Origin of the sequence: Rhodobacter viridis (assembly GCF_003217355.1) — a bacterium.
In the GTDB taxonomy this organism is placed as follows: Bacteria; Pseudomonadota; Alphaproteobacteria; order Rhodobacterales; family Rhodobacteraceae; genus Rhodobacter; species Rhodobacter viridis.
This window is the reverse complement of sequence record NZ_QJTK01000004.1, coordinates 1-12,547: the sequence shown is the minus strand read 5'-3', so window position 1 is coordinate 12,547 and position 12,547 is coordinate 1. Positions and strand designations below refer to the sequence as shown.

Below are 12,547 nucleotides of genomic sequence, written 5' to 3'. Positions count from 1 at the left end.
TCCCCCTAGTGCCGCGCGGCACCATTGAGCGAGGGTTTCGCCCCGCGCATCGTTTTCGCCGCGGCTTCGGCCTTGCGCGCGCCCTTGCGCGCCTCGGCCGCCTTGCGCGCCACCGCGCTCGAAACGGTATCAAGCGTCTCCTCGGCGGCTTCGGCGACAGCCTCGGCCTTGCCGCGCAGGGTCGGGCGATCGCGACCGATCACCCGGCCCGCCTGCAGGGCCAGCCCCGCAAGGGCAAGCGGCAGACCATATTTCAGCGCCGGGCGGCTGTGCGAGGACAGCGCCATCAGCCCGGCCCCGGCGGCAATTCCCGCAGCGCTTGCCGCCACCGGATGACGCGCGGCGATGTCCTTGCCGTCTGCCAGACCCTGACGCGCGGCGCGGCTGCCCGCCTCCATCGCCTCCCAGACCGATTGCCGGGCGGTCACGATCAGATCGGCCGCCTCGGCGCCAAGGCCATCAAGCCCGTGCCGGAACGCGTCGGAGAGGGTGCGCGCCATCCCGGCGGCGACATCGGCCTTGGCCTCGGCCGTGGCCTTTCCCGCCTCGTAGAGCGACAGAAGCTCGTCGCGGGCGGCATCACGGGCGGCCTCGGCCGCGGCAAGCCAGCGCTCGTCTTCCCAATCAAGCGCCTCGAAGGCCGGGCCGCCATCATCTTCCCAGCGCGCCAGCGTCTCGGGGCGCGGCGATTTCCCGCTGACCGCCGCCTCGGGTTTGCGGCGCAACAGCGCGTAACCGGCCAGCGCCAGCGCCCCGGCCCCGAGCGCCAGCGGCAACGGATGCGCCTTTGCCGTGCTCAGCACACGCGGCGCCGCGGTGGTGCCCCCCAGCGCACCGACAAGCGCGCCAAGCTGGTCCCGCAGCGCATTTTCCCGCGCGGCCAGTTCCGCCGTCAGACGACGTTTCGAAGAGAAGGACATGAGACACTCCTTGGTTGGCCCGGTCCCTAGCGGGCCGGAGTCGGATCTTGGGGTCGGATCTTGTCGAAAGGGAAAGGCTCAGCCGCCGAGCGCCCCGCGCAGCGCGCGATCGGCAAAAAGCAGGATCATCAGCGACAGGAACGCCGCGCCGCCCGAGGTCAGCGCAAGCGCCGCGGACAGGCTCCAGCCCGCCAGGTGCAGCTGCACCACGGTGGCGGCAAGTCCAAGCCCGATCGCCGCCGTGCCGACGAGGGTGGCCAGGACAGTCAGCACCAGACCGCCCATGCCCAGACGCATCCGCGCCTGCGCCTCGATCTGCCACAGCTTCAGGCGCAACTGCGCCGTTTCCTGCGCGGCAAGCCCGATCCGGGCCAGAAGCCACAGACTTTCGGTGACGCCCGCGCTCATGGCTCAGGCCGCGGCGGAGGACGAGCGCGGCCCGGCCAGAAGCCAGAGGAAGAAGCCCAGCACCGGCAGAACAAGGATCAGAAGCACCCAGACGAGCTTCTTGCCGGTCGAGGTCGTCGCGCCCAGAACCGAGATCAGCGCCCAGAGATCGAGCACCAGAACGATCAGCCCGCCAAGGCCCGTGTAGGTCATGTGATCCATTGCCGTTCTCCCTGACATGGTTGCAGGGACAACGCGCCGGGCGAAAAATGGTTCCGGGAAAATGTGCCTTTGACCGGGGCGGGGTCAGCCCCGGCCCAGCCCCGCAAGCATCAGCCGCATCAGCGCGCCCGCGCGCGGCTCGGGCACGAAGGTCGTGGCGGGCGCATAGGCGATTTCGTGCAAGAGCGCGCCCAGCGTCACCGGCGCGCCAGTGGCCCCGAACCACGGCGCCGCCACGGTGCCAAGCCGGGTCCATTGCGCCACGAGAAGCGCCTGCAGGGTCTCGACCGAAGCCCCCTCGCGCGCGGCGGTGCGGGAATATTCCAGGATCGTCATCGGCCAGAGCCCGGCCTGCGAACAGCCATCGGCCCAGTCGATCAGAAGCGTCTCGACCTCGGCACGTGTCGCGGCCGCGGTGATCGCGGCAACAAGCGGCTCAAGCCGTTCGCGCCCACCCTCTTCCAGCACCGTCAGAAAGATCGCCGCCTTGGCCGGGAAATGCGCGTAGAACGCCCCCTTGGTATAGCCCGCCTCGGCTGCGATCGCCTCGACCGAGGTCGCCGCATAGCCATCACGCGCAAACAGAAGCCGCGCCGCCGCCCGCAGCGCCGTGCCGGTCTCGGCCATGCTGTCCTTGCGTGTCCGCCGCCCTGCCATCGGATTTATTTCTCCCTCGCCCTTGACGCTCGGATACCGAAGAGTATCTGAATTGTAAATACCGCTCGGTATCCGACCCCCCCTCCGAAGGAGATCCCCATGAGCAAGACCCATGATATCGCCGTGATCGTCGGCTCGATCCGCAAGGGGTCGCTGAACCGTCAGCTGGCCGAAGCGCTGATCGCGCTTGCGCCGGAAACCCTGCGCCTGCGCATCGTCGAGATCGGCGATCTGGCGCTGTTCAACCCCGATCTGGACGAGACGACGCCGCCCGCGGCCTGGACGCGGTTTCGCGCCGAGATCGCAGGTGCCGACGGGGTCCTTTTCGTGACGCCCGAGCACAACCGCTCGATGCCGGCGGCGATGAAGAACGCGCTCGATATCGGCTCGCGGCCCTGGGGCCAGAACGCCTGGGCGGGCAAGCCTGCGGCGGTGGTCTCGGGCTCGCCCGGGGCGCTTGGCGGCTTTGGCGCGAACCATCATCTGCGCCAGACGCTCGTCGTGCTCGACATGCCCGCGATGGCGCAGCCCGAGGCCTATGTCGGCCATCTGGGGCAAGCCTTCGACGCCGAGGGGAACCTCACCTCGGAAGCCACCCGCGCGCATCTGAGCGCGATGATGCAGGCCTTCGCCCTTTGGGTTGATCGCCATACCGCCGCTTGATCCGATGACCGACCTGCCGTCGGAAACCGGCCTCGCCGGGTCCCGCATCTGCGGCTGACCTTCGCGGGGCTTCTGCTCGCCCTCACCCTTGCCGCGCTCGATCAGAGCATCGTCAACACCGCCCTGCCCGCCGTCGCAAGCGATCTGGGCAGGCGGGGTCGATGCCGGAGTTGATCGGCGCGCGGTTCCTGCAGGGCATCGGCGGCGGCGGGTTGATGACGCTGACCCAGACGGCAATCAGCGAGGTCGTCGGGCCGCGCGAACGGGTGCGCTATCAGGGGCTCTTCACCGGGGCCTTTGCGCTCGCCGCGGTGGCGGGTCCGGTGATCGGCGGCAGCCTGACCTCGGCCCTGTCCTGGCGCTGGGTGTTCTATGTCAACGTGCCCGTGGGCGTGCTGGCGCTGCTTCTGATCGCCGCCGCCCTGCCCGCCTCGACCGAGCGGCAGCGGCACCGCATCGATGTGCTGGGGGTGCTGCTTCTCGTGATCTGGGCGGGGGCGCTGCTGCTCGTCAGCCTTGCGGGGTCGCTTTTCGCCTGGACCTCTGCGACCGCGCTGGGCCTTGGCGGCGGCATCGCGCTTGAGGCGATCGGCCTTGGCGGGCTGGCGCATCAGCAGGCGGATCTGCCGTGGTTTCTGGCCGCGCTGGCGGTTCTGGGCCTTGGCATGGGGGTGGCGATGCCGCATGCGACGGTCATCGTGCAAAACGCCGTTCCGCGCGAGCAGATGGGGGTGGCGACGGCGGCAATGTCCTTCCTGCGCTCGATGGGCGGCGCGCTTGGCGTGGCGGTCTCGGCCGGGGTGATGGCCGGTCAACTCGGCCCGAAGCTGGCGTCGCTCGGGGGCGGCCTCGATGCGAAGAGGCTGCTCGAGGGCGGCATGAGCGCGATCCACGCCCTGCCCTCCGCCACGCAGGCCGAGGTCGCCGGGGCCTTCGGGCTGGCGATTTCGGCCAGTTTCCTCATCGGCGGCGCGGTGATGGCGCTCGCCCTTGCGCTGGCGATGACCTTGCGCGGCACCGATCTGAAACAGGCCCGAGCCGTCGCGCCCCTGCAACGTTGACATTCGGCAAGCGGGCGCCACGTTATCCTCAGCAAGGCCCTTACGGCCGCAGCGCCGCGGCTTTGGATCCTACACCCCCATCCTACGCCCCCATGGCCGAAAGGCAGGAGCAGCGCATGCCCGAGCACAAACCCGCAGAGCCGTTCTTGCGCGCAGTCTATCTGCTGCTCGGCCTGTTCTTCACCGCAGTGGCTTTCGTCGGGATTTTCCTGCCCGTCCTGCCGACCGTGCCCTTCCTGATCCTTGCCGCGGCCTTTTTTGCGCGATCCTCCGAGCGGCTGGAGACCTGGCTGATGAGGCATCGCCACTTCGGCCCGATGCTGCAAGACTGGCGCGCGCGCGGCGCAATTCCGCTGCGCGGCAAGGTGATGGCCTTTTGCGGCTCGGCGCTGGGGCTGGGCCTCTTTCTGGGGCTGCGGCATCCGCCGCTCTGGCAGACGGGGGTTGTGGCGGCCGTGATGATCACGGGAATCGCCTATGTCTTCACCCGCCCGACGGCCTGAACGACCGGCGCGCGCCCTGACGGCCGGATTTCCCCGCAAAATTCCGTCGCAGATTTCGCGATTTTTCCTCTTGCGCCCCCCCGCGCCCTTGGCTAAACACCGCCGCACAGCGTTGGGGTATCGCCAAGCGGTAAGGCAGCGGTTTTTGGTACCGCCATTCCTAGGTTCGAATCCTAGTACCCCAGCCAAACCTCCAGATCAGCCTTGAAAAACAGACACCTTGGCCTATTCGGCTTGGGAATTCTGGGGTCAGGTTACACAAGAGGTTGCACACCGGGTTACACAAACACCCCGTGCATCCCTCTAGAACCCGAAGCGGCCAGGACCTCGTCAGCGACTTTGAGAAGAGGTCGTCATGAGGGTCACGCCCTATCTTTGCCAGCGTCGAGGGCGCTTCTATTTTCGTCGTCGCGTCCCGGGGTTTTCCCCAAAAATGCGACCGGTGATGGTCTCGCTGGGGACGACAGACGCCCGGACAGCGTTTAAATTATGCGTGCAGCTCACTGCGCACATGGACCTTATGCTGACGGACACCCTCCATAGCCCCCTGTCGGACGCGGACATCACCGCCTTCTTTCATGCAGAATTGCTCAGCTATCTGGGCAGCCTTCGTGAACAGCGCCTGCATGAACGCATCGACGGCTCGCTCACCTCCGAGAAAGCCCGCAAGAACCGGCTGGAGGCCCTGGTGTTGCGCGGGATGGTCGAAGATGGCCTGCGCGAAGAAATGCCGACCGAAAGATCGAACGCGCTCGAGGCCGGAGAGAGCGAAACCGCCCGGAGCCTGTACGACGCCCATCTCCAGCATTTCCTGCGCCCGGCCTTCAATGACGATATCCAACGCCGGGCCATCGCCCTTCTCGGAAACCGCGATCTGACCGCCTTCGACAAGCTGCAGCTGCGCTGGGCCGCCGTCGAGGCCCGCGCGGCGGCTCATGAGGCCGTCGAAGCTGTGCCCCTGCACAGAGCCGAAACCGCGCGCGGCGCCGCTATCGCGCTCTTGCACGACATGCTTGGCGCGGCGCTTCCCACCGTGACCATTCCTGACCATCCTCCGCAGATGACGCCCCCCGTCGCCGCCGCGCCCCCTGTCGCAGCGCCGATACCCGTCCCCTCCGGCCCCGCGCCCGATCCTGTAGCCCCGCTCACCCCGGGCGTTGAGCTGATCACAGGCCGCTTCACGGCGACGACCCTCAAAGCGCAAAGAGAGCAGGCGGAAAACCAGCCCGAAATCGGCCAATTCGACGGTCACGCCTCCGCGCCCCAAAACGAGGCGATTTTCGGCACCGATCTCTTCGGCACCACCGTGCGCATGAACCGCCGGTCGCGGGCCAAGGACGAAAGCTGCACGCAAAAGCTCAAGACCGTCACGCTGTTCATCTATCTGACCGGTGTGCAGCGGGTGACCGAGATCCGGCAGCATCACCTCGACCTGTTCGGGCGGGAGATTGAGCACAACCTGCCAAAGTATTACTGGAAATCACCTTCGCAACAGGATCTGACCTATCGCGAATTGCTCGACACCTGTCGCAACCTGCCCCGCGACGCGATCGGCGTGTCGCGCGGAACGATCAAGCGTCACGTGACGGTGATGAAGGAGATCATCGGCTACGCCGCGCAAGAGGGCCATGGCGCCGCCTTCGCCCCGGCAACCGCGCATCTGTTGCCGCCCGAAGAGCGCACCGAGGCGGAGAAGCGCCCGGTTTTCACCGCCGAACAGGTCCGCAAGGTCTTCAGCCACCCGCTCTGGACCGGGTGCAAATCGGAATACCGACGCCACACGCCCGGCAAGAAGGTGGTCAAGGATCACCATTTCTGGGTCAACCTGCTGCTTGTCTACACCGGCGCCCGCCGCAGCGAGATTGCAGGGTTGCAGGCCACCGACCTGAGCGAGGAAAACGGCATCCCGTTCATCTCGGTGCGCCCCAACCACCTGCGCGGCCTGAAGAATCGCCATTCCAAGCGGCGCATCCCCCTGCATCCGCACCTGATCGAAGAGGGATTTCTGGAGTTCGTCGAAAAGGCGCGCAACCGCGGCGCGCCAATCCTCTTCCCCGAGGCGATCCCCGCCAATAAACGCGCCGCGGTCTTGCGCGACACGGATGCGCGGCCGAGTTATGACCCGAAATTCGGCGATGCGCTTGATCATGTCTGGCGCGAATGCCTTGAGCGGAGCCTTCCGGACGCCCCGAAAGGCCTATGCCTGCACAGCCTGCGCGGGTATGTCAACGATACGCTGATCAACCTGCGCGAAGCCGATGGGCGCACACAGATGGTGCCCGACATCGATCGTCGCGATCTGATGGGCCATGTGGCGACCGACACCAACGAGGCCAACTATCGCCGCGACGAGAAGCCGCTTGGCCGCCTTTATGAAGCCGTGAAACTCCTGCCGCGGGTATTTTAGCAGGTTTTATGGCGTGGTTGATGAAGAAGGGGGAGTAGAGAGGAGAGGAGGAAAAGATCGGAAAGAGAGAAATGGCACAGATCGTGAACGAGAAAGGGAAAGGGAAAGGGAAAGGGAAATCAGAAAATAGTTGAAGTGGCCTTGAAAATAAATAGGAGAAAAAAGAAAAAGCTCCACCTATATCAAAAAGAAAGACAAAACTTATATCAGGCGTTCACAATTGATCTCCAGCTTCGCGGGCCGCTTCTTTGGTTGCCGCCCGTAATGTAAGAGGATTTTGGCCTTGATGGCGAGTGAGCGAGTGCGGTCTTCGTTCAAGCCTCGTTTCGCGGCACTTCGAGAAGCCGCAGTATTTATTTTCACCCAGAACTGAGCCGGGCTTTCCATCGAGAATTGAGCCACCCCTGATTATGGATTTTTCGTCAGTCGTGGGGCAAGGGTGGGTTTCACTCCTTCTTTTTGCGGGTTGCGGCGGCTGAGCACGCCTTGAAGCGGAAGCTGTCGTTTCCGGTTTCAGGGATGTGACAGCGGTGGGTCAGGCGGTGGAGCAATGCGGTGGTAATCTTGGCATCGCCGAAGACCGTATGGGCCGCGAACGCCGGGCGGGTCGGAGCGTTTGGACCAAGCGCGATGTCCCCTGCCTTGAGGGTGTTCGACGTGGATTTCCGCCACCCTGCGGCGACCGTCGCGCTGAGGTTCGCCGAGATACCTTCAAGAAAAGCGTCATGCCACGAACCGCAGAAAAGGCGTGCTCGCCTTTGGGCAAAGGTTCCCGGCTTTCGAGCAGGTGAGGTCGGCCGATCCGTCAGAGCGGGTTTCCAGAACGCTGAGCGATCATTCTGCGGTATCGGCCCGGAAAAACCGGGTCATTTCCTCGACGAAGGCGCGCACCGCCGGGCGGACCAGATGGCCGGGCGGATGCAGCACCCAGGCGCCGATAGCGGCCTCGCCGATCTGCCCCCAGGACACCAGCCGACCTGCCTCCAGATCTTGGGCTACCAGCGACAAGGGCAGGATGCCCGCGCCCGCGCCTGCCAGCACCGCCTCGTGGACGAGCAGCATCGACGAGGATCGCACCACCGGGCGGGGACGCAGGCGCCGTTCCTCCCCCTCAAAGAGCAGCGTCCAGATCTCCGAAGCGGGCCGGGAGGAGAGCACGACAGCGGGCACCTCGGCTTCGGGCGCCTCAGGCAGCGGCAGGTCCGGCACCGCCGCGACGATCCCGCGCGTGCGCAGGAAAAGCCGCCCGACAAGCTCGGACTCGGGCCCAGGATTGGCCCGGATCACCAGATCATAGCCGTCGCGCAGCGGATCGACGAACCGGTCATCGACGTCGATCTCCAGCGTCACCTCGGGGTGATGGCGCAGGAAATCGGTGGCGAAGGCGGCGATCCCGAACCGCGCCAGCAGCGCCGGAACCGAGATCCGCAAGACCCCGCGCACCGCCCCCCGGCCTCCGCGCAGCTCTGCCCCCGCCGCCAGAAGGGCCGCCAGATGCGGCGCCGTGCGCTCGTAAAGCGCGCGGCCTTCCTCGGTCAGGCGCAGCGCCCGCGGGCCGCGCAAGACAAGATCGGCGCCAAGATCGTGTTCGAGCGCGCGCAGATGCCGCGACAGTGTCGCCTTTGGCACCCCCGTCGCGCGCGCCGCCGCACTCAAGCCCCCATGCCGCGCGATGGCGGCAAAATGCGTCAGGGCCTCAAGCGTCATCTGTTCCATATTCGGACCGAACCGTTCCATTTGCCCGGCTTATCCTTGCTGCAATGAGACGCTAAGTCCAGTGCCAAGCCGATCATCGAAAGGATTGCGCCATGACCGACCTCTGGACCCCGATCTCGCTGGGCGGGATCACGCTGAAAAACCGCCTTGCCATGGCGCCGATGACCCGCTCGCGCGCCGGGGTTGATGGCACGCCCTCGCCCCTGGCGGCCCGCTATTACGCGCAGCGCGCCGGGCTTGGCCTGTTGATTTCCGAAGGCACCCAGCCCTCGGCCGAGGGTCAGGGCTACATCTTCACCCCGGGTCTGATCACCGCCGCGCAGGTGGCGGGCTGGCGTGCCATCACCGCGGCGGTGAAGGCCGAGGGCGCGGCATTTTTCATCCAGCTGATGCATGTCGGGCGGATGTCGCATCCGGCGAATGTGGGCGGGGCGCAGGCGCTTGCCCCCTCGGCCATCGCCCCGGCCGAGCAGATGTTCACCGCGACGGGGATGCAGCCGATCCCGGTGCCGCGCGAGATGACCGAGGCCGACATCGCCCGCACCATCGCCGATTTCCGCGCCTCTGCCGCGCGTGCGATCGAGGCCGGCGCCGACGGGGTCGAGATTCACGGCGCGAACGGTTATCTGATCCAGCAGTTTCTGGCCCCGAATGCGAACCTGCGCCGCGACGGCTGGGGCGGCAGTCTTGAAAACCGCGCCCGTTTCGCGCTCGAGGTGACGCGGGCCGTCGCCGCCGAGATCGGGGCCGAGCGCACCGCGCTGCGGCTCTCGCCCGGCGCGACGCTGGGCGGGCTGGACGAGGGCGCCGAGGGCCCGGCACTCTATCGCCATCTGGTGGCAGAGCTTGACCGGCTGGGGCTGGCCTATCTGCATCTGATGCATCTGGGCAACGAGGCGCTTCTGGCCGAGATCCGCGCGCTTTGGCGGGGGGCGCTGGTGCTCAACCGTCCGGGCCGTCCGCGCGAGGCGATCGGGCAGGATGTGGCCTCGGGTCTGGCCGAGATCGAATCCTATGGCCAATTCGTGCTGGCAAACCCCGATTTCGTCGAGCGGCTGCAAACGGGCGCGCCGATGACGCCGCCCGATCGCAGCACCTATTTCGGCGGCGATGCGCGGGGATACACCGATTACCCGCGACTGGTGCCACAGGGCTGAGCCCGACCACAGGTGTCAGCGCCGCTGCAGCTTGGGTGTCTTGTCGTGCCCAAGCTGCACGGTACCTTTGTCAGCGCAAAGATCTTGCGATCGGGCGTTTGCCCCTCCTGATCACGGGGCTCTCGCGGTGATGATCGCGACGGACGGAGATGAAAACGCCTCCGCCAATCGCATCGGCGTTCTCTGTGCGCCGGTGTGCAGAAGGGCCTATCTGGTTTTGGAAAGTCCTGCCCGCACGGCACTCGAAACCTAAAACAAGACGATCGTGACCGCTCACCGGGACATCTTCAACAATCCGCCTGACGCGTTACGCGACCGATAGGTGTTCCAGAGTGGCCCGAGCCGCCACCGGGATATACTTTCCGCTGGTTCACATTTGCGCCCCGGCTTATTTACGGATGTACTTTGACCATCCATCCGTGGGCCGTGCAGAGAGCCACTTCTTCTGGCGCGACTTTGTGAGAGATAAAATCGCTTGATCCGCAATTCGGCAACGCCAGTGATCGAATTAGGGCAGAGTCATACGTGCCGCTCAACAGCAAGATACCCTCCGCAGCAAGTCGGTTGCGACTTCCGTGTCTGCCGTCAGAGCGTATTCTGCGCATGAAGTCTTTTTGAGCCGCCGTCTCCTCGACGATCCGCCGCGAAATGACGCGATCCGTCACACCCCTGAAGAGTTCTACGATCCTGTCATTCCCTGTCGGAGCGGCGAAGATCGATGCGACCAGATCCGAAGACAGGGTCCGCCAGAAATTCGGCTCGACCGGATGATCGCGCAAAAGCCAAAGGATCTGCGTTGCCCCGTGGGCTGACACGCTCTTTTTGCCGTCCCTGTTCACCCCGCCTGTGAGATTTTCCGGGTCGGCATAAAACAGGCCCAGAAAGCATCTGGAATTGTTCTCGTCGAGCGCCGCCAACAGGCAGGCATGCCCGATCGCTTCCTGGGGGATCATCCAGTTTCCGGTGATCGTGAACTTCATGTCCACGTCTTCATCGCCGATGATGAAGTCCAGCTGCCCCTTTGGCACCTGCAGTCTGGCACGCATCAGGATCTCGACGCGGGTTCCCAAATAGGTTTTCTCGGTCTTCTCAAGCTGCCCATAGGATCTGCGGCGCGTATTGACCGTATCGACGACATCATCGACGACCTTTCGGAGCATGCCCGGGAACCAGTCGGCCATCGCGGCCGCACCTCCGAGCAACCGCTCAACCTCGCTCGCAAGGCGCACAAGGTCACCATGCCGCGGATGGCCCGGAACAATTGCGCTGCCAGGCGGTGATTTCATGCGACAGCGTGGATGCGCTTGGATCGGATGGCCGCCGCGATCTGGTGTCCGACGGCCTCTGCCACCGGTGGCGGAAATGCGTTGCCCACCTGACGATAGGCATGTGTCTTGCGGCCGTGGAACTGCCAGTCGTCGGGAAAGCCTTGCAGACGCGCCACCATCCGGATCGTCAAACGCGGCATGCCGACGAAGCCCTTTTCCGGGGCTTCTTCCGCGAGGGTCTTGCCGTTGACGCCAAGGGTTGCCCAGGCGGCCCGCGCGCGGGTGGGGCCAAGGTCGGGTCCGCCATGCTTCTTCGATCCGCCAACGATTGTCGGCGCGATTTCATCGGCCCGCTTGGCCCAAGAGCGCGCGCCCTGCCAGCCTTTGGCCGCCATCAGATCCTCAAGCACCTCGCCCACCGTCAGCGGGTTATGGTGCCTCTCCTCGGGCCAAGCGAACTGATCGGCGATCTCCTTCTTCACGGCGACGATCACCACGCGCGGCCGAAGCTGCGGGACACCGAAATGAGAGGCGTTCAGCAGTCTCCAGTCCGCAACATAGCCCATCTTCGTGAGTTTCGCTTTCAGCGACTGACGATAGTCAGCGAAAACAGCATCCAGAAAACCGCGCACGTTTTCCAGCATGACCGCCCGGGGGCGGATCTCGTCGACCAATCTCAGCGCCTCGGGGAAGAGGTCGCGTTCGTCATCCTTTCCAAGCTGCTTTCCCGCCACGGAGAAGGGCGGACAAGGGACACCGCCCGCCAACAGCTCAACCCCGGCGAAGGGTCGCCCGTCAAAGGTGCGAAGATCCCCCTCGCGCACATCCCAAGCCGGTCGATTGAGGCGCAGCGTCTGGCACGCATGTGCATCGATCTCGACCAGAGCATCATGCGCAAAACCGGCGCGCTCAAGCCCCAAGGCCTGCCCGCCCGCCCCCGCACAAAGCTCAACCGACTGCATGCCCGATCTCCGTAACCAGTTTCGGGCATGATACGGTCTTGATCGGTCGATTTGAAGCGGCAACAAGAAATGACGCTCGGTATTCTGGAAGGTCTCTGAAGCCACGACAGGCACCAGGGCTTCGTGTTCGGACAGGTCAGCCTCCTCGAAAAGAAACCTGCGTTCATCTTCCGTCAGGCCAACCACCCGGTTCGCGATTTCGCGCAGGGTTCTGCGGTTCGAAGCAATCTTGGAAAGAGCCAATCGCCCCCTTGGCGATTGCCTTTGCGACAGTGGCCTGCCATGGTTTTCCCGCCCAATCAAATCGTGCGGCCACAGTACTCTCGTTCACGAACAGCCCGCCGGTCGAGAATGACATTTTGCAGGATCCGGCAGATCTCATTCGGGAATACCCAGACGATCGAGACGACCATACACCAGTTCATGCGCACCCGAGCGCAATGACAAAGGGGGGCGGTATTGGCAGCGTCTTCGCTGTACGAACATCCCACCAGACCAAGTGCTGTGACCCCCGATGTTCATCCGGCTGAAACCAGAGTCCTTTGCTGAATTTGGCGCGGTTGCGCCGACGGAGCAATGGGCGATCTGCGCAGCCGTTCAGTTGCGCGAAGCTGATCGCCCATT

Annotated in this window: 12 protein-coding genes, 1 tRNA gene and 1 pseudogene; 6 read left to right on the top strand and 8 right to left on the bottom strand. The window is 65.1% G+C overall.

What is annotated here, in order from left to right; all coding sequences use genetic code 11:
• Positions 1-5 precede the first annotated feature (5 nt).
• The 4 genes from C8J30_RS07210 to C8J30_RS07195 all read right to left on the bottom strand — a co-directional run bounded on the left by C8J30_RS07210 (position 6) and on the right by C8J30_RS07195 (position 2,186).
• On the bottom strand, positions 6-920 hold the full coding sequence (locus C8J30_RS07210; protein WP_110805050.1) for a hypothetical protein: 915 nt from the start codon (positions 918-920) through the stop codon (positions 6-8).
• Positions 921-998: 78 nt separating this feature from the next.
• A complete protein-coding gene (locus C8J30_RS07205) occupies positions 999-1,328 on the bottom strand; it encodes a hypothetical protein (RefSeq protein ID WP_110805049.1) in 330 nt (109 codons plus the stop codon).
• Positions 1,329-1,331: 3 nt separating this feature from the next.
• Positions 1,332-1,529, bottom strand: a complete 198-nt coding sequence (locus C8J30_RS07200; RefSeq protein ID WP_394341917.1) for a PLDc N-terminal domain-containing protein — start codon at positions 1,527-1,529, stop codon at positions 1,332-1,334.
• Between the two features lie 84 nt (positions 1,530-1,613).
• On the bottom strand, positions 1,614-2,186 hold the full coding sequence (locus C8J30_RS07195; protein WP_181420806.1) for a TetR/AcrR family transcriptional regulator: 573 nt from the start codon (positions 2,184-2,186) through the stop codon (positions 1,614-1,616).
• 99 nt (positions 2,187-2,285) lie between these two features.
• On the opposite strand from C8J30_RS07195, the gene C8J30_RS07190 reads away from it, so the two are divergent.
• The 5 genes from C8J30_RS07190 to C8J30_RS07170 all read left to right on the top strand — a co-directional run bounded on the left by C8J30_RS07190 (position 2,286) and on the right by C8J30_RS07170 (position 6,820).
• Positions 2,286-2,849: an NADPH-dependent FMN reductase gene (locus tag C8J30_RS07190; RefSeq protein WP_110805047.1), complete on the top strand. Its 564-nt coding sequence runs from the start codon at positions 2,286-2,288 to the stop codon at positions 2,847-2,849.
• A 161-nt stretch (positions 2,850-3,010) separates the two neighbouring features.
• On the top strand, positions 3,011-3,910 hold the full coding sequence (locus C8J30_RS07185; protein WP_110805046.1) for an MFS transporter: 900 nt from the start codon (positions 3,011-3,013) through the stop codon (positions 3,908-3,910).
• A 116-nt stretch (positions 3,911-4,026) separates the two neighbouring features.
• A complete protein-coding gene (locus tag C8J30_RS07180; protein ID WP_181420805.1) occupies positions 4,027-4,413 on the top strand; it encodes a YbaN family protein in 387 nt (128 codons plus the stop codon).
• 113 nt (positions 4,414-4,526) lie between these two features.
• Positions 4,527-4,601, top strand: a tRNA-Gln gene (locus tag C8J30_RS07175).
• Between the two features lie 332 nt (positions 4,602-4,933).
• Positions 4,934-6,820, top strand: coding sequence for a site-specific integrase (locus C8J30_RS07170; protein WP_110805045.1), 1,887 nt, complete (start codon positions 4,934-4,936; stop codon positions 6,818-6,820).
• Between the two features lie 446 nt (positions 6,821-7,266).
• Here C8J30_RS07170 and C8J30_RS18845 read toward each other — a convergent pair.
• A pseudogene (locus C8J30_RS18845) lies at positions 7,267-7,404 on the bottom strand (ATP-binding protein); the annotation flags it as partial.
• 250 nt (positions 7,405-7,654) lie between these two features.
• Entirely contained in the window at positions 7,655-8,527 is an 873-nt protein-coding gene (locus C8J30_RS07160) for a LysR family transcriptional regulator (protein ID WP_220033707.1), read from the bottom strand.
• Positions 8,528-8,628: 101 nt separating this feature from the next.
• Between C8J30_RS07160 and C8J30_RS07155 the strand changes: the two genes are divergently transcribed.
• Positions 8,629-9,693 (top strand): alkene reductase, encoded by a 1,065-nt coding sequence (locus tag C8J30_RS07155; protein WP_110805043.1) that lies wholly within the window; start codon positions 8,629-8,631, stop codon positions 9,691-9,693.
• Positions 9,694-10,085: 392 nt separating this feature from the next.
• Here C8J30_RS07155 and C8J30_RS07150 read toward each other — a convergent pair whose 3' ends face one another.
• Together C8J30_RS07150 and C8J30_RS07145 are read right to left on the bottom strand one after the other, a co-directional pair.
• Positions 10,086-10,979 carry a NaeI family type II restriction endonuclease gene (locus tag C8J30_RS07150; RefSeq protein WP_110805042.1) on the bottom strand — a complete coding sequence of 298 codons (894 nt, stop codon included), beginning with the start codon at positions 10,977-10,979 and terminating at the stop codon, positions 10,086-10,088.
• Complete coding sequence (locus tag C8J30_RS07145; protein WP_245909720.1) at positions 10,976-12,166, bottom strand: DNA cytosine methyltransferase; 1,191 nt, start codon at positions 12,164-12,166, stop codon at positions 10,976-10,978. Before C8J30_RS07145 ends, C8J30_RS07150 begins: the two co-directional genes overlap by 4 nt.
• Positions 12,167-12,547 lie beyond the last annotated feature (381 nt).

What these genes read in the sequence shown, in the direction of transcription:
- C8J30_RS07210 (WP_110805050.1), bottom strand. Translation starts at nt 920, where the DNA reads ATGTCCTTCTCTTCGAAACGTCGTCTGACGGCGGAACTGGCCGCGCGG.
- C8J30_RS07205 (WP_110805049.1), bottom strand. Translation starts at nt 1,328, where the DNA reads ATGAGCGCGGGCGTCACCGAAAGTCTGTGGCTTCTGGCCCGGATCGGG.
- C8J30_RS07200 (WP_394341917.1), bottom strand. Translation starts at nt 1,529, where the DNA reads ATGGATCACATGACCTACACGGGCCTTGGCGGGCTGATCGTTCTGGTG.
- C8J30_RS07195 (WP_181420806.1), bottom strand. Translation starts at nt 2,186, where the DNA reads ATGGCAGGGCGGCGGACACGCAAGGACAGCATGGCCGAGACCGGCACG.
- C8J30_RS07190 (WP_110805047.1), top strand. Translation starts at nt 2,286, where the DNA reads ATGAGCAAGACCCATGATATCGCCGTGATCGTCGGCTCGATCCGCAAG.
- C8J30_RS07185 (WP_110805046.1), top strand. Translation starts at nt 3,011, where the DNA reads ATGCCGGAGTTGATCGGCGCGCGGTTCCTGCAGGGCATCGGCGGCGGC.
- C8J30_RS07180 (WP_181420805.1), top strand. Translation starts at nt 4,027, where the DNA reads ATGCCCGAGCACAAACCCGCAGAGCCGTTCTTGCGCGCAGTCTATCTG.
- C8J30_RS07170 (WP_110805045.1), top strand. Translation starts at nt 4,934, where the DNA reads ATGCTGACGGACACCCTCCATAGCCCCCTGTCGGACGCGGACATCACC.
- C8J30_RS07160 (WP_220033707.1), bottom strand. Translation starts at nt 8,527, where the DNA reads ATGACGCTTGAGGCCCTGACGCATTTTGCCGCCATCGCGCGGCATGGG.
- C8J30_RS07155 (WP_110805043.1), top strand. Translation starts at nt 8,629, where the DNA reads ATGACCGACCTCTGGACCCCGATCTCGCTGGGCGGGATCACGCTGAAA.
- C8J30_RS07150 (WP_110805042.1), bottom strand. Translation starts at nt 10,979, where the DNA reads ATGAAATCACCGCCTGGCAGCGCAATTGTTCCGGGCCATCCGCGGCAT.